Raw genomic sequence first — 19440 nt, forward strand, 5'->3', positions numbered from 1 at the left:
TACATCCTCGGCTTCACCGTCATCTCGATGTTCATCGCGATCGCCGCGAGCGCCGCGAGCGCCGACTTCCTGGACAACTTCAAGAACTTCGTCCTGGTGCTGCTGATGGTGTTCACCCCGTGGAGTGCGATCAACCTGATCGACTACTACCTGATCTCGAAGGAACGCATCGACATCCCGGCGCTGTACGACCCCAAGGGCCGCTACGGAGCCTGGAACGTCCCGGCCCTGATCGTCTACGCGATCGGCGTGCTCGCCCAGATCCCGTTCCTCGCGCAGAAGATGTACACGGGCCCGATCACCGACATGCTCGGCGGCGCGGACATCTCGTGGATCGTCGGCATCGTGCTCACCGGTGCGATCTACTACCCGGTCGCCAAGCGGACCAACAACCCGCCGGCCGAGATGATCTACCCCTCCCACACCTCGATGGTCGACAGCCGGGTCTGACCCCGGCCACCCGATCACCGATCCACCCCTCGAAGAAAAGTCACCTAGGAGCCTCACGTGACCACGACCGGTCCCCGGACCACCGCACTGACGAACATCGGCACCCTCGTCACCAACGACCCCTCGCTGGGCGACGGGCCGCTGGGTGTCCGAGAGAACGCAGCGGTGGTGTTCGAGGACGGCGTGGTCGCGTGGGTCGGTGACTCCGCGGACGCCCCGGCCGCCGACACCGGTTTCGATCTCGGTGGCCGGGCCGTGCTGCCCGGCTTCGTCGAGAGCCACTCGCACCTGGTGTTCGCCGGGGAGCGGGCCGAGGAGTTCGCGGCGCGCATGTCGGGCGAGAAGTACGCGGCCGGCGGCATCCGCACCACGATCGAGGCAACGCGGGCCGCGAGCGACGACCAACTCGCCGCGAACGTGCGACGCCTGCTCGACGAGTCGCTACGCTCGGGCAGCACGACCGTCGAGATCAAGAGCGGCTACGGCCAGAGCACCCGGGACGAGCTGCGCAGCGTGCAGGTCGCGGGCCGGTTCACCGACGAGGTCACGCTGCTGGCCGCGCACGTCCCGCCGCCGGAGTACGCGGGCCGCGGCGACGAGTACGTCACCATGGCCGTCGACGAGATGATTCCGGCATGCGCCCCGTACGCGAAGTGGATCGACGTGTTCTGTGAGCGCGGCGCGTTCACTCTCGAGCAGTCCCGCGCGGTCCTCGCCGCCGGTGTCGCGCACGGTCTGATCCCCCGCGTGCACGGCAACCAGCTGGGTGAGGGCCCCGGCGTGCAGCTGGCCGTCGAGATGGGTGCCGCCTCGGTGGACCACGTCACCTACGTGACCGACGCCGACATCGACTCCCTCGCCGGCAGCTCGACGGTGGCGACCCTGCTGCCGGGGGCCGACTTCTCCACCCGCAACCAGTACCCCGGGGCCCGCGCGCTGATCGACGCGGGCGTCACCGTCGCGCTGGGTGCGGACTGCAATCCCGGTACCTGCTACACCACCAGCCTGCCGTTCTGCATTGCCATCGCTGTCCGGGACATGCACATGACCCCGGCCGAGGCCGTGTGGGCGGCCACCGCGGGCGGCGCGAAGGCGCTGCGCCGCGACGACGTCGGCAGCCTGCGGATCGGCGCCCGCGCCGACGCCATCGCGCTCGATGCCCCGTCGTACCTGCATCTCGCCTACCGTCCCGGTGTGCCGCTGGTTCGTGAAGTGTTCAAGGACGGCGTCCTCGCGGCGACCACGAACTGATCGAGGGAGCAGGTAGCTGACATGACGAACAACATCGACGTCGACATCGCTCCCCGGCCGTGGTCGGGCCGCACCGACGGTCTCGGGCCCGAGCATCTTCGCTGGCATCAGGCCGTCACCCCCTACCGTCCCGGCGCGGGCCCCGGCACGGTCCTCATCGGCTTCGCCAGCGACGAGGGCGTGCGCCGCAACAAGGGACGCCAGGGCGCCGCTGCCGGACCCGATGCGCTCCGCAAGGCGCTGTCCTCGATGGCCTTGGAGAAGGAGACGGCGCTCTCGGACGCGGGCACCGTCGCCGTGACGGGCGACCGGCTCGAAGAAGGCCAGGACGCGCTGGGCCGCGCCGTGACGACGGCACTCGACTCCGGACGGCTCGCGGTGGTCCTCGGCGGCGGCCACGAGGTCGCGTACGGCACCTACCTGGGTGTCGCCGGATCTGCGCTGCGGCAGCAGCATCCGCGTCTGGGCATCCTCAACCTCGACGCCCACTTCGATCTGCGCAGCGACCCGATCCCGAGCTCCGGGACGCCGTTCCGCCAGATCGCCGAGGCCGAGGAGGCTGCGGGTACCAGCCACCGGTACGACGTCATCGGCATCAGCCAGCCCAGCAACACCAACGTGCTGTTCGACACTGCGCACCGCCTCGGGGTCCGGTACCTCCTGGACGATCACTGCGGTGTCGCCGATCGCGCCCGGGTCGACGAGTTCCTCACCGATTTCTTGGGCGACGTCGACATCGTCTACCTGACGATCGATCTCGATGTCCTGCCCGCCGGTGTCGCACCGGGTGTCAGCGCGCCCGCCGCTTACGGCGTTCCGCTCGAGATCATCCAGCACGTGTGTGATCGGGTGAGCGCGAGCGGCAAGCTCGCTGTCGTCGATGTCGCCGAACTCAACCCGTGCCTGGACGTCGACAACCGCACCGCCCGGACTGCGGCGCGGCTGATCCACCGCATCGTCACCGGGCACGTTCCGCCGACAGCCTGAAACGGGCCTGTCGCCGCTCAGCCGCTCTTCCCCCTCCCCTGTAGCCGGCACCCTCTTGCAGGGTGCCGGCTTCAGTGGTTTCGGGCGGCAGTGCGTGCCGTTGTCGCGGTCAGGCCGCGTGTGGTCCCGCGCGGTTGTGGGCGGGGACGGGTTTCTTGTAGGGGTCGACGGTGCTCGGTGGTGTGAACCACGGCTTTCTGTCGACGCCGATTTTCACGTCCCAGTGGGAGTGGTGCAGCAAGGTGTGGTGGTAGCGGCAGAGTAGGACGAGGTTGTCGAGGTCGGTGGGTCCACCGTCTGCCCAATGCTTTACGTGGTGGCCTTCGCAGTGGGCGGGTGCTGTGCCGCAGCCGGGGAAGGCGCAGCCGTGGTCACGGGCGATCAACGCCCGGCGCTGCTTCTTCGACACGGTGCGGCTCGTTCGCCCCAGATTCAAGGGGACGCCGTCGTCCATGACGATGGCGGTGAGGTGACAGTCGCAGGCGAGCCTGCGGGCGGTGGCGATGGACAGTGGCCCGGTGTGGGGCAGGCGTGCGATGTCTTTGTCGCCGAACAGGTCCGGATCGCCGTCCGAGCCAACCCATTCGTGATCCGCCTCGCTGCGTGCGAGATCGGCGGCGTCCACATGCAGGGACAGGTGGGGTCGTTCCCCGCCTTCGATGGGCGCCTCACCCGAGTCGAGGTAGCGGCGCAAGATTTCGGCGAACGCGTCCGCGCGCTGCCGTGCCGGCGTACGGGCACCGGCCGGGTCGTCCATCGGGTTGCGCGGCTTCGTCAACGCCGACAGCGCGGTCAGCAGCATCTCGCCGGTCACCGCATCGAGATCACCCTTGACCGCGACGCGTCCGTTCAAGGTTTTCGAGACGTGGAATTCGTTGCGTTCGGTGTCTTCGCTGGGTGGCAGTTCGTCGGATTCGAAGATCCGCTCCAACCGCGAGATGCAGGTGCGAACGGTCGTAGTGGTCGCGGCGGGACCGGACGCGGCGTCCAGCAACACCTTCCGGCACGAACCAAGCGCTTCGTTCGGCATGCCGCGCGGCGGGGTCTCGCAGAACTTCCCGATCAACGCCGCATGCTCGGCCGAAATATCGCCGGCATTGAACGCGTCGGCGATCTCGGACTGCCTGGCCAGCATCCGGCCCAACGCAAGGATCCGTGCCGCGGCCGGCACTTCCAGCAACGTGTTCGCGGCCAGCCACTGCCTGACACTGCGAAATCCGAGGGTGTCGAACGAGACTGCACGCTCATCGATTTCGGCAACCGCGACAGTCCTGAGAGCCTCCAGACGTTCGATCTCGCGAGACACCTCGATCACCGACCGCACGAGGTCGGGTTCGACGAGTCGACGCACCTCGGCAGGCTGCAGCGCGGTGGCCGCGATGCCCGAATTGTTGAGTCCCCCCGGATTCATGAGACGAGCCTAGTTCGAACTCATGTTCGAGTCAATGCCCACCCGGAAGTGTCGATCGAAGTCCTGGACAGCCTGCAGGCTCGGGCGCCTCAGAGCCAGCGCGGCGGCTGCAGTTCGCTGCCGGCGGTGAGGCCGCTCGCGCCGCGGCCCGACGCCCAGCGCACCACGGCGGCAAGCGGTCCCGCGACCATGTCGGTGACCGGCGGACCGTCCTCGACCACGACGAACCGCCGATCGTCCACCTCGAGCACCAACCCCGAACCCTCGCCCTTGCGTCGCCACATGCCGACGATGTCGTCGAGAAGCGAGCCGAGCACCACGTCCGGGAAGTCCTCGAACCGTCCACCGTTGCCGAGGTCGACCGCGTGGATCCACACCTCGCGGTTGCGCATCCACGCCGTCTCCGCCGCCGGCACCGTGCGCCCCTGCGCCGTCCGCACCTGGGCGTCCCAGGCGGCGTCCGGGAGCGCGCGCCACTTCTCGTCGAGTCGAGCTGCCTTCTCGACGAACAGGTTTCGCAACGACCCGGCGCTGAGCGTTGCGCCCTCGTCGATCTCGCGTCCCCGCTGCTCCACCGACTCGTACATCGGTGTCTCCACCCCGGTGGCCGCCCAGTCGAGGAGCCGGCACAACGCGGCGGCGTTGTAGCCGACGTGCCCGACAAGGTGCTTACGCGTCCACCCGTCGAGCAGGCTCGGACCGGGCATCTCCTCGTCCGACAGCTCCGCCAGCTTCTGCGCGAAGTACGCGGTGCCCTCTCGCGCGATATCCAGGCGCTCGGCCAGATCCAGATCGTTGAAGGTCACGAACGCTCCTACCTGACGATGGTCTTGTTGCGCACCGAGCCGAGTCCCTCGATGCTCACCTCGACCGTATCCCCGTCACCGATGTAGCGGGCGGGCTTGCGGGCATGACCCACACCGCCGGTGGTGCCGGTGATGATGACGTCACCAGGCTGCAGGGTGACGATGTGCGAGATGTAGTCGACGAGCTTCGTAGGGGTGAACACCAGGTCATCGGTGGTGGCCGACTGCATGACCTCACCCTCGAGCCGGGTCTCGATGCGCGTGCCGAGCTCGTAGTCGGTGTCGAGGACCGGGCCGAAGCCGCTGGTCTTCTCGAATGTCTTGCCTTGGTCCCACTGCAGCGTGCGGTACTGGAAGTCGCGCATCGTGTAGTCGTTGATCACCGAGTAGCCGGCAATGTAGGCGTCGGCGTCCGCCTCGGACACCTGGTACGCCGGCTTGCCGATGACGACGGCCAGCTCGGCCTCCCAGTCCAGCTGCGATGCCGCGTACGCGGGCACGATCACATCGTCGTACGCGCCGGTGAGCGCCTCTTTGAACTTCGAGAACAGCGTCGGGTATTCCGGCAGCTCCCGCCCCATCTCGGTGATGTGCGTGCCGTAGTTGAGGCCCACGCAGACGATCTTCCCGGGGTTCGGGACCACCGGTGCGTAGTCGGCGTCGGCGAGGTCGACGACAGCCCCCGCCGCCCGCTCCGCGACCGCCTTCCAGTCCGGGTCGCTCAGCAGAGCCGACAGATCCGTGTAACCGTCGACGACTGTCGCGGAGGTATCGGAATCGACGCGGACGGCCGCGGTACCGCCGTCGAGGCGGAGTGTGGCGAGACGCATGGGGTCAGGCTCCTTCGGAGATTTGGGTGCGATGAAAGTGCAGGCGCTCCACGATCGGAGCGTCCGAGAAGGCGAAGAGATCGATGCCGCCGCCGGTTTCGAGGCTCCACGGCACCCACGACGGAACGACGATCATGTCGCCTTTCGCGACATCGTGAGCCTGGTCCCCGAGCCGGAAACAGCCCTCTCCCTCGAACACCTGGAAGACCGTGCCGCCGACGTCCCGACGGGTGTGGGTCGCAGCACCCGGGCGCAGACGGTGGAATTCGGCCCGGATCGTCGGCATCACGTCGCTGCCCGTGGTCGGGTTGGTGAACCGCACGGCGGCGTGGCCGGGTTCGGTCGTGGCCGGGTAACCCTCGTCCTCGAGCGCAAGTTGCTCACGCAGCGCAGCATCGGTGTGCTCCCAGCGGTAGCACGCGATGGGCGAACTGACCCTCGTGTCGACGCCGACCAGCGGACGCAGGCCCGGATGCGCCCAGAGTCGTTCCGAGCGTGAGATGTCCGGCGTCGACATGTCGGTCACGCCGTCGGCCCCGAACTCGAAGAACCCGGTGTCGGTGTAGTTCACGAACGGAATGTCGAGACCGTCGATCCATGCCATCGGATGATCGGTCTCGTTGTGGTGGCCGTGGAAGGCCCAGCCCGGCGTCAGCAGGAAGTCGCCGCGGCGCATCGCGACCGGATCGCCGTCGACGACCGTCCATACCCCCTCGCCTTCGACGACGAAGCGGAAGGCGTTCTGCGAGTGGCGATGTTCTGGAGCGGTTTCCCTCGGACCCAGATACTGGATGGCCGCCCACAGCGTCGGCGTCACGTACGGGACGCCGCCAAGACCGGGATTGGCCAGCGCGATCGCTCGACGTTCACCACCACGCCCGACGGGGACCAGGTCCCCGGCCCGCTGCGCGAGCGGGTACAACGTGGACCACTTCCACACGAACGGAACAGCTTTCGATGCGGGGGCCACGGGCATCAGGTCACCGAGCTGAGTCCACAACGGATTGAGATTCTCGGTCGCGAAATCGGCGTACAGCTGATCCAGCGCGGGATCGTGGGTTTCTGGGGCAGTCATCGACTCTCCTCGTGAGCACTCGCGTGCGGCATCCGCCTCAACGTATGTAGGACGCCACACGGAAGCCCACCTAATTCTGCTGTGCGGAACTTCGACCGCTTTCTGCGCAAAGCGGCCTGTGGGGTTGCGCTTCTCGCATAGTTCCGCAGCGTTCGCCCTGCCTACCGTGCCTGCACACCCCCCCACCGACCCGCCGGCCCACCGATCGGCCGGTGCCCCGCCCCCACAGAGGAGAACGACATGCCCACCCCGACGACGAGCTACGAAGACCTGCTCGAGGCCCGCCGCGCCAGCGGCGTTGCGATGTTCAACGACAACCGGATGAAGCTCGGCATCTTCGGCTCCAACGTCAGCCACGGGCTCATGGCGACCCATGCCGAGACCACGTACGAATTGACGTGGGAACACGGCAAGAGGATCGCGCAGCTGGCCGACCGCCTCGGCTTCGAGGCGATGCTGCCGGTGGCCCGCTACCGCGGTATGGGCGGCGAGACGAACTTCAACGGCTCCAACTACGAGACCCACGCGTGGGCGGCCGGTATCGCCGAGGCCACCGAGAACATCATGGTGTTCACCACGATTCACGTTCCGACCAAGCACCCGATCGTCGCCGCGAAGGAGTCGGTCACGGTCGACCACATCTCCGGTGGTCGGCACGGACTCAACATGACGATGGGCTGGTACAAGGCCGAGATGGAGATGTTCGGCGGCACCCAACGCGAGCACGACATCCGGTACCGCTACGGCTCCGAGTGGATCGAGGTCGTCAAGCGCATGTGGACCGAGGGCGAGGGCGTGAACTTCACCGGCGAGTTCTTCGAGATCAAGGATGCGTTCTCCTCCCCCAAGCCGATCCAGCAGCCGTACCCCGTACTGGTCAACGCAGGAAACTCTCCGGCCGGGCTCGAATTCTGCGCCCGCGAATGCGATTTCAACTTCATCGCCTTCTCCGACCCCGCCGAGGCGAAGGACACCGCGGCCCGCGTGCGCGGCATCGCCCGAGACCAGGGCAGCGACCTCGGAATCCTCAGCTACGGCAACATCATCTGCCGGGACACCGAGAAGGAGACCAAGCAACTCCTCGACCACATCCTCGACCAGGGTGACTGGGACGTCGCACGCCAGGTGTCCGGCGGACTGGGATCCGAGAGCGGATCGTTCGACAAGATCAAGGCGATGCAGGAGCGCTTCATCCTCGGTTACGGCGGCTACCCGCTCATCGGCACGCCGGAGCAGATCGTCGATCAGCTCCTCGAGCTGGAGCAGGCCGGCGTCGGCGGGATGATGGTCGGATTCCTCGACTACGTCCAGGAACTCGAATACTTCGGTGAGCGGGTGCTGCCGCTCATGCGCGAAGCCGGCCTGCGGCAGTGACCCGGAAGCGACTGTGACATGAACCTTCTCACCGTCTACGGGAGCCCGACGCCGCCGGGCAAGCTTGCTCGCGCTCTCGGCCGCGTCGAGGACGACGTCCGGGCTCGACAACCCGGCTGGGCCGTCGACCGACTGGTCCCCGAACCCACCGCCGACCCCGTGGTCGCACTCTGGGGTGACGACGCCGTCGAACGCGTGCGCGCCGCGGACGCGGTGATCCTCGCGTCGCCGGTGTTCCGCGGGTCGTTCACCGGCACCCTGAAACTGCTCGTCGACGCCCTGCCCAACGACGCCCTGCGCAACAAACCCGTCGGGATCCTCACCGTCGCAGCGGCCCCGCACCACTTCCTCTCCGCGGAGCGGCATCTGCGTGACGTCCTCGCCTGGTTCGGCGCCCTCACCGCCCCCAACGGAGCGTTCTTCGTCGACCGCACGTTCGCATCCGACGACGTCGCTCCCGACGCCCTGGCCGAACTCCGCGAACTCGTCGAACAGGTGACCGTGCTGGCCGAGCGCCTGCCCGGGCACCACTTCGGCCCCGACCCCCTCCACGTCCGATTCACCCGGCCGAAGGCTTCCGACGCCTCGGCCCCGGCGACAAGGAAAGCCACATGACGACCATCGAGTCCACACTTCGCGCCGACACCGCCCGCAACTACATCGGAGGCCGCTGGGAGCCGTCGAGCACCATCGGCACGTCGCTCTCACCCTCGACCGGGGAACCGCTCGGCACTTTCTACGACGCCGACGTCGACCAGGTGCGGGACGCCGTCCGGATCGCCCGGAACACGTTCGTCACCCACCCGTGGCGGCGGGATCGTCACCTGCGAGCCAGGGTGCTCGAGGAGATGGCGGACCGGATCGAGGCGGCGTCCGGTGAACTCGCGATGCTGCTGGCCCGCGAGAACGGAAAGATCCTTCCGGAAGCCGACTTCGAGCTCGGACTGACACCGTCCAAGCTGCGGTACTACGCGGCGCAGGCCCTCACCGATTCCGGTCGCGGCGGCCGGGTCCGCGACGGCGTCTACTCGATGCTGCTGTCCGAGCCGATCGGTGTCGCGGGCGTCATCGTGCCGTGGAACTCGCCGGTGGTGCTGTCGGTGCGGTCCTTCGCACCGGCGCTCGCGGCCGGATGCACGGTGGTGATGAAGATGGCCGCGCAGACCGCACTCGTCAACGCGCGACTGGCCGAACTGCTGGCCGAATGCCCGTCCCTGCCCGCCGGCGTCCTCAACATCTTCACGGAGTCCGGCAGCGACGGTGCGAAACTGCTGGTGTCGTCGCCGGAGGTGAACGCCGTCAGCTACACCGGCAGCACCGCGGTAGGCCGGCAGATCATGGCGGCCGGCGGCGCCACCCTCAAGCGCTTGTCACTCGAACTCGGTGGCAAGACACCGATGATCGTGTTCGACGACGCCGACCTCGAGACAGCGGTAGGCACGATTGTCGCCGGAATCACCACGTTCACGGGACAGTTCTGCATGACCGGCAGCCGGATCCTCGTCCAGCGCTCGATCGCGGACCGGGTCCGCGAAGCGCTCGTCCACGCCCTCGTGAACGTGCACGTGGGGCCGGGTGACGCCGACACCTCGCACATGGGTCCGATGATCGACATCTCCTCCCGCGACCGGCTCGAGTCGCTGCTCGCCGAGCACGCCGACGACGCCGAGATCCTGGTCCGCGGCGGGCGGCCCGACGACCCCGCCCTCGACAACGGCGCCTACTTCCGGCCCGCGCTCCTCGCCGTCCACGACGTGAAGTCCCCACTCGTCCAACGCGAACTGTTCGGCCCGGTCGCCACGTTCGAAGTCTTCGACACCGAGGACGACGCCGTCCGGATGGCCAACGCCACCGAGTACGGGCTCGCCGCTTCCGTGTGGACACAGGACGGCGCGCGCGGACTACGCATGGCCGACGCACTCGACGCCGGCACCGTGTGGACCAACGGATGGGCCGTCGTCGTCGACCAGTTCGAAGAGGGCGGCTACAAGCAGAGCGGACTCGGGCGGCTCAACGGCCATCGAGCGCTCGAAGAGTTCCAGGAATACAAGCACGTGGTCCAGGTGATCTGAGCCGCGCACCGGTGGGGGCGTCGGCACACCGGACGATGCCCCCACCACCGCAGCATCACGAGCGGCACCGCCGCAGCATCACGGGCGGCACCGCCGCAGTGTCTCCGAGGGGGACTCCCCGTACACCTCCCGATACAGCGACGAGAACCGGCCCAGGTTGTAGAACCCCCACGAAGCGGCGACGTCGGTGACGGTCACATCCGGCGAGTCCGGATGCAGCAGGTCGTCACGCACCCCCCGTAATCGCACGTCTCGTATGTACTGGATCGGAGTGCGGTCGAAGTGCCGCAGGAACTGGTTCTGCAGCGTGCGAGCACTCGAGCCGGACACCGCCGTCAGGTCGGCGAGCGTCGGCAGCGACCGCGCGTGATCGTGCACGTAGTCGACGGCACGCTGCAGCGCATCGGGCACCTCCTGTCCGAGCGGCCGATCCAACAACTCACGGTGCGGCCCACCCGTTGCCATGACGAGATTGGTCAGCGTCAGCGATTCCAGATGCCGACGCGAATTGTCGTATCGCGTGAGAATTCCCCCGTCCTCCCATTCGGATCGAATGAATTCGACACAACGAAGCAATCCACGACCCGCCGTCGAATTCAGATCGACCACCAGATCGAAATCGACAGGGTCGGAAATACGTGTCCGGGTGAGATTCTCGAGATGGCTCTCCAGATCCACGCGCGGCACGCGCAGGGCGAACTGTGCGGTGTCCGAGTCCCATTCGATGGTCTGGAGATGGTGAGGGACCAGCATCGCCGCCCCCGCCATCGCCGCGGTCTCACCTCGCACCGAGTCACCCCGCGCCACCCGGCTTCCGCCGGACAGGGTGATGTTCACGTGGTACCACCGCTCACTGGGTGGCAGTGTAATTCCCGCTCCCACACCGTAAGTCAGATAGCCTAGCGTCAGCGAACCATTCTGCACGGCGTTCAGGCGTGCATCCAGACGCCCGCCGCCATGGGGCTCGAGCACGTGCGGTTCGTACACCGCGGACACCACCGACTGAGCCAGGTCGACATCGTCGGTACGTAATCGCCCGTGCTGGTGGAGCGGCTCGGGCGCCGAGGACGGCAGGGTCATTCCGACCTCCACGAAAGTCGTTCCTAACGGGGGGATTCCCGACAAACCCCGGCAATATCGTCGATGATAGCCAGCGGAACGATCCGAATCGACCCTCTGGGAGATCTTCGTGAAATCGATTCGCGAGCCGAAGGTTCAACCGATGTGGGCGATCTCCACCTGGACGTCGCGGACCGTGGATCGCAACTGTGCGACGAGTCGACCGGCGACGTGCTGCCCGTAGCGCGTGGTGGGCACCGCCACCGTGAGCGCGGCGACGGCCTGCCCGTTGCCGTTGCGCAGGGCGACACCGAGAGCGGCCACACCGGCCTCCGTCTGCTCGACGTTGACCGCGAAGCCGACCGCCCGGGCCGCCTCGAGTTCACCGCGGAAGGACTCGAACTCGTCGGGTGTGAGTCGGCGATCGATCTCGAGTTCGGACGAAGGGTCGGGACCGGGCTCCCCGGCGGGAAGCAGATAGAGCTGCTCGAGGGTCTGCCGAGGGAGTTCGGCCAGCAGGATCCGTCCACCCGCCGTCCGTTCCGCCGGAAGCACCTGGCCCTGCCGGTCACCGACCCGCAACATCGATTCCGACTCGGCCGAGCACAGGAACCGCACCTGCGATCCGACGCGAATCACCAGGTTGATCGTCTCGCCGATCGACGTCGACAGGGCGTCCATGTGGGGCCGGCAGACGTCGGTCAGTTCACGAGTCCATCCCTGCTGGGCGGGACCCACCCCCATCGCGGGCCCGGGGTGGTAGCGACGCTTCTCGTCCTGCACGGCGAACCCCCGATAGACCAGCATCGCCAGCAGTCGATGCGCGGTGGACGGAGCGGTGCCGAGTTCCTCGGCGGCGTCCTTGAGGCGGAGCGCACCGACGTCGCGCAACATCTGCAGCAGCCGCAGCGCGTTGTCGACCGAATCGAGCGCGTACGACGGCCGAGTGATCGTCTTCGCCGCCTTCTTCGCGGGCGGGTTCTTCCGCATGACAGAACTCTATTGTCTCCACGGTTCCGCGCGCACGAGGGTCTAGGGGCGGCTGCGTTCGCAGATCCGACCCGAACATAAGGAGTGACATGTCCGCGTTGAAGGACACGCACGTCATCGTCGCCGGTGGCGGCATCGGAGGCGCCGCGAACGCCCTCGCTCTCGCCCGCCGCGGCGCACAGGTCACGCTGTTCGAACGGGCCTCCGAATTCGGAGAGGTCGGTGCGGGGCTCCAGATCGGACCGCACGGTTCGCGAATCCTGAAGGAATGGGGCATCTTCGACGAGGTGGTCGCCAAGGGCGTGCTCCCGAAGAACATCGTGTTCCGGGATGCCGTGACCGCCGAAGTACTCACCAGGATCGATCTGGGCCGCGAGTACCAGGAACACTACGGTGGCGTGTACTTCGTGGTCCACCGCTCGGATCTGCACGCGGCAGTCGTCGCCGCCGCCCGGCGCGCCGGTGCGGAACTCGTCACCGACGCCGACGTCGTCGACGCCGTCACCGAGGGTGACCGCGTGCACGTGACGCTCGCCGACGGCAGCGTGCACGCCGCCGACGCGCTGCTCGCGTTGGACGGCCTGCATTCGACGCTGCGCCGGAAGATCCACGACGACAAGCCGGTCGGCTCCGGATACGTCGCTTTCCGCGGCACCGTGCCGATGGAGGAGGTTCGGTTCGCGGACGAGATCGAGGACGTCGTCGGCTACATCGGACCGCGCTGCCACTTCATCCAGTACCCGCTGCGGGGCGGCACCATGCTGAACCAGGTCGCCGTCTTCCAATCCCCCGCGTTCCTGCGCGGCGAGGAGATGTGGGGCAGCCCGGAGGAACTCGCGCACGCGTACGACCACTGCCACGAGTCCGTCCGGAAGGCGCTCGGATACCTCTGGACCGACAAGTGGTGGCCGATGTTCGACCGGGAGCCCGTCGAGAACTGGGTGGACGGGCGGATGATCCTCCTCGGCGACGCCGCGCACCCGCCGCTGCAGTACCTGGCGTCCGGCGCCGTCATGGCCCTCGAGGACGCCAAGTGCCTGTCCGACTACGCGACCCGGGACCTGCAGGGCGACAACGCCAACTGGCCGGCGATCCTGCGCGACGTCAATGCCGAGCGGGCACCGCGCTGCAACCGCATCCTCACTGTGGGACGCATGTGGGGCGACCTGTGGCACCTCGACGGAGCCGGACGCGAGGCCCGCAACGAACTGTTCCGTATCCGTGACACGTCGAGCTACAAGTACACCGACTGGCTGTGGGGTTACGACTCAGGCCGCGCCCGGACCGCCGCTGCGGTGTAGCGCCGGGCCGGCGTCCGAGTGGCGACGGCGATCAGTTCGTCGCGACCGACGATCCTGGCTCGTTCGCGGCCACGCGCGTCTCCGCACTCCCTTTCGGCGGAGTCCACTCGGAGCCAGCCGTCCCACCCGATCGGCCGAACGCCCCTTTTTCGCAGCAGTCGATCGATCACCTGGCCTCCGGCACGGGCGCGGGAGCCGGGGACGGCCGTTGCGAGCAGGGTCTCGACGGTCCGACGCGCGTCCGATTTCGTCGATTCGATCAGCCCCACGGGTCCGCGCTTGATCCACCCCGTGGTGTAGAGGCCGGGAACAGGAGTACCGGCGCCGTCGACGACGGCTCCCTCGATGTGCGGGACGGTGCGGGTGGAGTGATCGAACGGGACGCCTGGCAAGGGTGTGCACGCGTACCCGATCGCCCGGTAGACCGCCTGCACCTCGTGCTCGACGTGTACACCCGATCCCACAACGTGCCCGTAGCCATCGGGCGTCATGATCTCGGTACGCAAGCTGTCCACGGCATCACCACCGAGGATCGCTGAGGGGGCCTGGTGAAAATGCAGGTGCACCCGCCGCGACGCCGTCCGCCGGCTCGCGGGGATGCGGGCCCACTCCCGCATGGTCTCGACGACGTGGCGAACCGGGGTGAACTGGCGCGTCATCCGATCGAGGTGCGGATCGGGCTCGAGGTCAGCGGGATTCACGATGATGTCGACGTCGTACTGGTCGCCGAGTTCTCGTAGTTCGATGGGCGAGAAGCGGACGTCCACGGGCCCGCGTCGCGCGAACAAATGCACGTCGCGGATCGGGTTCGCCGCGAATCCCTCGTGCACGTCGTCGGAGACGTCGGTCTCCGCCAGCGTGTGCGCGCGCTTGACGAGCATGCGGGTGACATCCAGGGCGACGTTGCCCGCGCCGATCACTGCCACCGCCTCGGCATCCAGCGGCCATGCAGTCGACACGTCGGGGTGGCTGCGGTACCAGGAGACGAAGTCCGCGGCACCGAACGATCCCGGCAGGTCGATGCCGGGAAGCTCCAGCGGCGCGTCCCGCAGCGCACCGGTGGCGACGATGACGGCATCGTACGAGTCGCGGAGTTCACCCACCGTGATGTGGACACCGATCTCGACGTTGCACAGGAGTCGAACACCGCTGTCGGCGAGTACGACATGCAGCGCGTCGCTGATCTTCTCGATCCTCGGATGATCCGGGGAGACCCCGTACCGGACCAGCCCGAAGGGGACGGGCAGACGTTCGAACAGGTCGATCCGTGTTCCCGGTGCGAGCCGAGAAAGGGTGGCGGAAGCGTGAATTCCGGCCGGACCGGCTCCCACGACCGCGACCTGCAACGGCCGGTTCACATACGTCATGGGCCCGAGGGTAGAACCTCAACAGGGGTTGAGATCAAGCCGAGTGACATGGAACACAACCTCTCGAAAATCGCACCGCCCCTTGGGATATCGTGGCCCGCATGCTTGACAGCGAATCCTTGAATGCGCTCGCAGAACGACTCTCACCCGGCGCCGTTCTCACCGATCCCGATCTACTCGAGTCCTATCGGCAGGACTGGAGCTTCGATCCCGAGTCCGGAACACCCGCCGTGGTGGTACGTGCCGCCGACACGGCCGACGTCCAGGAGGTCCTCAGGTTCGCCGTCTATCACGGTGTTCCGGTCGTTCCCCGGGGTGCCGGCACCAGCGTGGTCGGAGGATCCACCGCCATCGACGGAGCCATCACTCTCAGTCTGGAACGGATGACCACGATCTCCGTAGACCGTGAGTCACGGACGGCCGTCGTCGAGCCGGGAGCAGCCACCGCCGACGTCAAGGAGGCTGCCGCCGACGCCGGCTTGTTCTACCCACCGGACCCGTCATCGTTCGAGATCTGTTCCATCGGAGGCAACGTCGCGACCAACGCGGGTGGCCCGTGCTGCGCGAAGTACGGCGTCACGAGTGACTACGTGCTGGGCCTGACGGTGGTTCTCGCCGACGGTTCGGCGGTGGAGCTCGGCGGGACCCGCGTGAAGGACTCACCCGGTCTGGCATTGACGAAGCTCTTCGTGGGGAGCGAAGGAACACTCGGCGTGATCACGAGCGTACCCTTCGTCTCGTTCCCCGACCGGCGTCCCCCCACACGCTGGTGGCGTACTTTCCGCACATGTCCGACGCTGCCGCCGCCGCACAGGACATCGCGGCCGCCCTCAGCCCGTCCCAACTCGAGATCATGGACAGTGCCGCGATCGGTCTCGCCGAGGACTTCCTCCGGATGGACCTCGATCGGACGGCCGGCGCTCTGCTGATCGCGCGCTCAGACGCCGGACTCGGGGCTCCGAGTGAGATCGACGCCATGCAGAAGGCGTGCAAAAGCCACGGTGCCGCAGATGTTTTCGCGACCGACGACGAGTTCGAAGGGGAAGTGTTCGATCGCCCGCGCCACGCGATCTACGAGGCACTGGAGCAGGTCGGCGCGTTGATCAGCGACGACGTGGCGGTGCCGCTTCGGCGTCTCGGCGAACTGACCGACGGGCTGGCCGCGATCGCGGAGCGCCACGGAACGACCATCGTCAGCTGCACGCACGCCGCGGACGAACTGACCCACCCGGTCCTGGGCTATCCGCACGGCGACGACGCGGCCGCTGTCGCAGCCGCTGCGGCGCGCAGTGAGATCCATGAACTCGTCGTCGCTCTCGGTGGCACCGTTCCCACCGAGTACGGCATCGGACGGCACAAGCGTGCGGCGTTGGCCGCGGCGCTGTCACCGGAGCTCCTCGCTCTGAATCGTCGCATCAAGCATGCTGTCGATCCCACCGGCATCCTCAACCCGAAGGTTCTGGTCTCCGCGCTCGGTGAGACCGGCGGGCGTGCCGGCTGAACCCGCCGCGGCGCCGCGCAGCCGACCGGATCGGATCGCTTCCATCGGCGAGGCGCGCGCCCGGCAGGTGCGCGATACGGAAGGCGCCCGGTAATCCGACTGTCGTACAAGACAACTCGGGCGCCGTGACCGATTCGGTCACGGCGCCCGAGTTGGGAGTTGCCTCGGATCAGGCGCTCTGGCCCTCGCGCTCGGCGACGAGGTTCAGCGCGATGTCGACGATCATGTCCTCCTGGCCACCGACCAGCTTGCGCTTGCCGGCCTCGAGCAGCAGGGTGCGAACGTCGATGCCGTAGCGAGCCGACGCGGCCTCCGCGTGGCGCAGGAAGCTCGAGTACACACCCGCGTAGCCGAGGGTGAGGGTCTCGCGGTCGACGCGGACCGGGCGGTCCTGCAGCGGGCGGACGATGTCGTCGGCCGCGTCCTGCAGCTTGAAGACGTCGCAGCCGTGCTTCCACTCGTGCAGGTCGGCGACGGCGATGAAGGGCTCGATGGGGCAGTTGCCGGCACCGGCACCGTGACCGGCGAGCGATGCATCGACGCGGTAGACGCCTTCCTCGACGGCGACGACGCTGTTCGCCACCGACAGCGAGAGGTTCTCGTGGGCGTGGATGCCGATCTCGGTACCCTCGTTCAGCACGTCCTTGTACGCGCGGACGCGGTCCCGGACGCCGTTCATCGTCAGGCGTCCGCCCGAGTCGGTGACGTACACGCAGTGTGCGCCGTAGGACTCCATCAGCTTGGCCTGCTTGGCCAGCTCCTCGGCGGGAGCCATGTGGCTCATCATCAGGAAGCCGGAGACGTCCATGCCGATCTCGCGGGCCGTTTCGATATGCTGCGCGGAGACGTCGGCCTCGGTGCAGTGCGTCGCGATGCGGACCGAGCGCACACCCAGCTTGTAGGCGTGCTTGAGCTCCTCGATGGTGCCGACACCCGGCAGCAGCAGGGTGGTCAGGCGGGCGTGCTCGAGTACCTCCGCCGCAGCCTCGATCCACTCCCAGTCGGTGTTGGAGCCCGGACCGTAGTTGACGGAGCCGCCGGCCAGACCGTCACCGTGCGCGACCTCGATCGCGTCGACGCCGGCCTCGTCGAGAGCCTTGACGATCCGCTTGACGTCCTCCGGCGAGATGCGGTGGCGCACTGCGTGCATGCCGTCGCGCAGCGTGACGTCCTGGACGAAGATGGTGGGGTTGGTGCTCATCGGGTGGCTTCCTTCTTCTGGGCGATGCGCTCAGCGATCTGCAGGCCGGCAGAGGTCATGATGTCGAGGTTGCCTGCGTAGGCGGGCAGGTAGTGTCCTGCGCCCTCGACCTCGAGGAAAATCGACACCTGGTGGGTCGGGCGGTTGCCGCCGTCGATGAGGGTCTCGACCGGCTGGTCCGCGGGGATCTCGGCGATCTGGACCTGCTGCTTGAGGCGGTAGCCCGGAACGTAGGCGGCGACGTCGCCGACCATCTTCGCGACCGACTCGCGGATCTGGTCGTGGGTGGCCGGGTCCGCAGCGTCGACCAGGCAGAAGACCGTGTCGCGCATGATCAGCGGCGGCTCGGCCGGGTTCAGGATGATGATCGCCTTGCCGCGCTTGGCGCCACCGACGGACACGATCGCGCTCGACGTGGTCTCGGTGAACTCGTCGATGTTGGCGCGGGTGCCGGGGCCGGCGGACTTCGACGCGATCGAGGCGACGATCTCGGCGTAGGCGACCGGGACGACCCGGGAGACGGCCGCGACCATCGGGATCGTGGCCTGGCCACCGCAGGTCACCATGTTCACGTTCGGAGCGTCGATGTGCTCGTCGCCGTTGACGGCCGGCACCACGAAGGGGCCGATCGCGGCGGGGGTGAGGTCGATCATGCGCTTGCCGAGCGGACGCAGACGCGCGTCGTTCACGACGTGGGCCTTGGCCGACGTCGCGTCGAAGACGATGTCGATCTCGTCGAAGTTGGGGAGGCCGACGAGGCCCTCGACACCCTCGGCGGTGATCGGCACGCCCATGGACGCGGCGCGCGCGAGACCGTCCGACGCCGGGTCGATACCGACCATCGCGCCCATCTCGAGGTGATCGGAGTGGTTGAGCACCTTGATCATCAGATCGGTGCCGATGTTGCCGGATCCGATGATCGCGACCTTGACCTTGCTCATGCCTCGGTTCCTTCCTTGAAACGTGTGGTCACGACACCGAGTCCGGACACGGAGACGGTGACGACGTTGCCGGCCTGGACCGGCGCCATGGGGCCGAGGGCACCGGACAGGATGACCTGACCGGCGCGCAGCGGCTGACCCAGCTCACGGGCCGTGCGGGCGAGCCACACGACGGCCTCGATCGGGTCGCCCAGGCAGGCCTCGCCGTTGCCGGAGGAGACTTCCCGACCGTCGACGGCCATCGACATGACGACGTCCTTGGGCTCGAACTCGTCGAGCGTGCGGCGCTGCGTGCCGAGGACGTAGACGCCGGACGACGCGTTGTCGGCGACGGTGTCGCCGAAGCGGATGTCCCAGTTCTCGATTCGGCTGTCGCAGATCTCGAGTGCGGCGACCGCGTACTCGATCGCGTCGCGCACCTGCGCGGCATCGAGCGGGCCGTCGACCAGGTCGGCGCCGAGTACGAAGCCGACCTCGCCCTCGATCTTCGGCTGGATCAGCACGCTCATCGGGACGTCGTCGCCGTCGGCGTACTGCATGTCGTCGAAGAGGACGCCGAGGTCGGGCTGGTTCACGCCGAGCTGCTGCTGGACGGCGACCGACGTCAGACCGATCTTGCGGCCGACGACGACGGCGCCCGCCTTCATCCGGAGGTCGTTGACGCGTTCCTGCACCTGGTACGCGGCAACGAGGTCGTCGGCGCCGATCAGGTCACGGATCGGCGCGCAGGGCACACCGGCCGCGGCGGCCGACGCGAGGCGCTCCGCGGCAGCGGCGATAGCGGACTCGCTCACCGCGGTGGAGTTCGTGGACTGGGTCATGAC

Annotated in this window: 17 protein-coding genes and 1 pseudogene; 8 read left to right on the forward strand and 10 right to left on the reverse strand. The window is 67.7% G+C overall.

The genetic code is table 11. From position 1 onward, the window contains the following. The 3 genes from A6I89_RS21895 to hutG form a co-directional block, all read left to right on the forward strand. Positions 1-450: cytosine permease (locus tag A6I89_RS21895; protein WP_175278993.1), on the forward strand; the 450-nt coding region annotated here is incomplete at its 5' end. Between the two features lie 57 nt (positions 451-507). Further along, the gene (gene hutI / locus A6I89_RS21900; protein WP_022598098.1) at positions 508-1701 is read left to right on the forward strand and encodes an imidazolonepropionase; all 1194 of its coding nucleotides are present in this window, start codon (positions 508-510) and stop codon (positions 1699-1701) included. A 21-nt stretch (positions 1702-1722) separates the two neighbouring features. Beyond that, positions 1723-2688: a formimidoylglutamase gene (gene hutG, locus A6I89_RS21905; RefSeq protein WP_005517400.1), complete on the forward strand. Its 966-nt coding sequence runs from the start codon at positions 1723-1725 to the stop codon at positions 2686-2688. 109 nt (positions 2689-2797) lie between these two features. Here the strand turns inward: hutG and A6I89_RS21910 are convergent, their stop codons facing one another. The 4 genes from A6I89_RS21910 to A6I89_RS21925 all read right to left on the reverse strand — a co-directional run bounded on the left by A6I89_RS21910 (position 2798) and on the right by A6I89_RS21925 (position 6810). Next, positions 2798-4099, reverse strand: a complete 1302-nt coding sequence (locus A6I89_RS21910; protein WP_022598099.1) for an HNH endonuclease signature motif containing protein — start codon at positions 4097-4099, stop codon at positions 2798-2800. A gap of 89 nt (positions 4100-4188) precedes the next feature. Next, a complete protein-coding gene (locus A6I89_RS21915; protein WP_022598100.1) occupies positions 4189-4905 on the reverse strand; it encodes a maleylpyruvate isomerase family mycothiol-dependent enzyme in 717 nt (238 codons plus the stop codon). An 8-nt stretch (positions 4906-4913) separates the two neighbouring features. Next, positions 4914-5735 (reverse strand): fumarylacetoacetate hydrolase family protein, encoded by an 822-nt coding sequence (locus A6I89_RS21920; protein ID WP_022598101.1) that lies wholly within the window; start codon positions 5733-5735, stop codon positions 4914-4916. Positions 5736-5739: 4 nt separating this feature from the next. Further along, entirely contained in the window at positions 5740-6810 is a 1071-nt protein-coding gene (locus A6I89_RS21925) for a cupin domain-containing protein (RefSeq protein ID WP_022598102.1), read from the reverse strand. Between the two features lie 240 nt (positions 6811-7050). Between A6I89_RS21925 and A6I89_RS21930 the strand changes: the two genes are divergently transcribed. The 3 genes from A6I89_RS21930 to A6I89_RS21940 are packed head-to-tail and all read left to right on the forward strand — an operon-like array spanning position 7051 to position 10256. Then, positions 7051-8184, forward strand: coding sequence for an LLM class flavin-dependent oxidoreductase (locus A6I89_RS21930; protein WP_022598103.1), 1134 nt, complete (start codon positions 7051-7053; stop codon positions 8182-8184). Between the two features lie 18 nt (positions 8185-8202). Next, positions 8203-8799: an NADPH-dependent FMN reductase gene (locus A6I89_RS21935; protein WP_022598104.1), complete on the forward strand. Its 597-nt coding sequence runs from the start codon at positions 8203-8205 to the stop codon at positions 8797-8799. Beyond that, positions 8796-10256 carry an aldehyde dehydrogenase family protein gene (locus tag A6I89_RS21940; RefSeq protein ID WP_022598105.1) on the forward strand — a complete coding sequence of 487 codons (1461 nt, stop codon included), beginning with the start codon at positions 8796-8798 and terminating at the stop codon, positions 10254-10256. Before A6I89_RS21935 ends, A6I89_RS21940 begins: the two co-directional genes overlap by 4 nt. A gap of 78 nt (positions 10257-10334) precedes the next feature. On the opposite strand, the gene A6I89_RS21945 is transcribed toward A6I89_RS21940, so the two are convergent. After that, on the reverse strand, positions 10335-11336 hold the full coding sequence (locus tag A6I89_RS21945) for an AraC family transcriptional regulator (RefSeq protein WP_084967893.1): 1002 nt from the start codon (positions 11334-11336) through the stop codon (positions 10335-10337). Positions 11337-11471: 135 nt separating this feature from the next. Beyond that, positions 11472-12305, reverse strand: a complete 834-nt coding sequence (locus A6I89_RS21950; RefSeq protein ID WP_022598107.1) for an IclR family transcriptional regulator — start codon at positions 12303-12305, stop codon at positions 11472-11474. Between the two features lie 89 nt (positions 12306-12394). On the opposite strand from A6I89_RS21950, the gene A6I89_RS21955 reads away from it, so the two are divergent. Then, positions 12395-13606: an FAD-dependent monooxygenase gene (locus tag A6I89_RS21955; protein WP_022598108.1), complete on the forward strand. Its 1212-nt coding sequence runs from the start codon at positions 12395-12397 to the stop codon at positions 13604-13606. Here the strand turns inward: A6I89_RS21955 and A6I89_RS21960 are convergent. Next, positions 13567-14973: an FAD-dependent oxidoreductase gene (locus A6I89_RS21960; protein ID WP_022598109.1), complete on the reverse strand. Its 1407-nt coding sequence runs from the start codon at positions 14971-14973 to the stop codon at positions 13567-13569. The genes A6I89_RS21955 and A6I89_RS21960 overlap by 40 nt on opposite strands. Positions 14974-15074: 101 nt before the next feature. Between A6I89_RS21960 and A6I89_RS21965 the strand changes: the two are divergent. Then, positions 15075-16474 (forward strand): annotated as a pseudogene (locus tag A6I89_RS21965) (FAD-binding oxidoreductase). A gap of 169 nt (positions 16475-16643) precedes the next feature. On the opposite strand, the gene dmpG reads toward A6I89_RS21965, so the two are convergent. Genes dmpG through A6I89_RS21980 form a run of 3 tightly spaced genes read right to left on the reverse strand, consistent with a single transcriptional unit; the run spans position 16644 to position 19437 of the window. Next, complete coding sequence (gene dmpG, locus A6I89_RS21970) at positions 16644-17675, reverse strand: 4-hydroxy-2-oxovalerate aldolase (RefSeq protein ID WP_005517397.1); 1032 nt, start codon at positions 17673-17675, stop codon at positions 16644-16646. Then, entirely contained in the window at positions 17672-18616 is a 945-nt protein-coding gene (locus tag A6I89_RS21975; RefSeq protein ID WP_005517396.1) for an acetaldehyde dehydrogenase (acetylating), read from the reverse strand. Before A6I89_RS21975 ends, dmpG begins: the two co-directional genes overlap by 4 nt. Further along, complete coding sequence (locus tag A6I89_RS21980; protein ID WP_005517395.1) at positions 18613-19437, reverse strand: 2-keto-4-pentenoate hydratase; 825 nt, start codon at positions 19435-19437, stop codon at positions 18613-18615. Before A6I89_RS21980 ends, A6I89_RS21975 begins: the two co-directional genes overlap by 4 nt. Between the last annotated feature and the right edge of the window lie 3 nt (positions 19438-19440).

It is taken from the genome of Prescottella equi (assembly GCF_002094305.1).
GTDB classification, from domain to species: domain Bacteria; phylum Actinomycetota; class Actinomycetes; order Mycobacteriales; family Mycobacteriaceae; genus Prescottella; species Prescottella equi.

Coding starts and splice junctions, on each gene's coding strand:
- hutG (WP_005517400.1), top strand. CDS start 1,723: ATGACGAACAACATCGACGTCGACATCGCTCCCCGGCCGTGGTCGGGC.
- A6I89_RS21910 (WP_022598099.1), bottom strand. CDS start 4,099: ATGAATCCGGGGGGACTCAACAATTCGGGCATCGCGGCCACCGCGCTG.
- A6I89_RS21920 (WP_022598101.1), bottom strand. CDS start 5,735: ATGCGTCTCGCCACACTCCGCCTCGACGGCGGTACCGCGGCCGTCCGC.
- A6I89_RS21925 (WP_022598102.1), bottom strand. CDS start 6,810: ATGACTGCCCCAGAAACCCACGATCCCGCGCTGGATCAGCTGTACGCC.
- A6I89_RS21930 (WP_022598103.1), top strand. CDS start 7,051: ATGCCCACCCCGACGACGAGCTACGAAGACCTGCTCGAGGCCCGCCGC.
- A6I89_RS21935 (WP_022598104.1), top strand. CDS start 8,203: ATGAACCTTCTCACCGTCTACGGGAGCCCGACGCCGCCGGGCAAGCTT.
- A6I89_RS21940 (WP_022598105.1), top strand. CDS start 8,796: ATGACGACCATCGAGTCCACACTTCGCGCCGACACCGCCCGCAACTAC.
- A6I89_RS21945 (WP_084967893.1), bottom strand. CDS start 11,336: ATGACCCTGCCGTCCTCGGCGCCCGAGCCGCTCCACCAGCACGGGCGA.
- A6I89_RS21950 (WP_022598107.1), bottom strand. CDS start 12,305: ATGCGGAAGAACCCGCCCGCGAAGAAGGCGGCGAAGACGATCACTCGG.
- A6I89_RS21955 (WP_022598108.1), top strand. CDS start 12,395: ATGTCCGCGTTGAAGGACACGCACGTCATCGTCGCCGGTGGCGGCATC.
- A6I89_RS21960 (WP_022598109.1), bottom strand. CDS start 14,973: ATGACGTATGTGAACCGGCCGTTGCAGGTCGCGGTCGTGGGAGCCGGT.
- dmpG (WP_005517397.1), bottom strand. CDS start 17,675: ATGAGCACCAACCCCACCATCTTCGTCCAGGACGTCACGCTGCGCGAC.
- A6I89_RS21975 (WP_005517396.1), bottom strand. CDS start 18,616: ATGAGCAAGGTCAAGGTCGCGATCATCGGATCCGGCAACATCGGCACC.
- A6I89_RS21980 (WP_005517395.1), bottom strand. CDS start 19,437: ATGACCCAGTCCACGAACTCCACCGCGGTGAGCGAGTCCGCTATCGCC.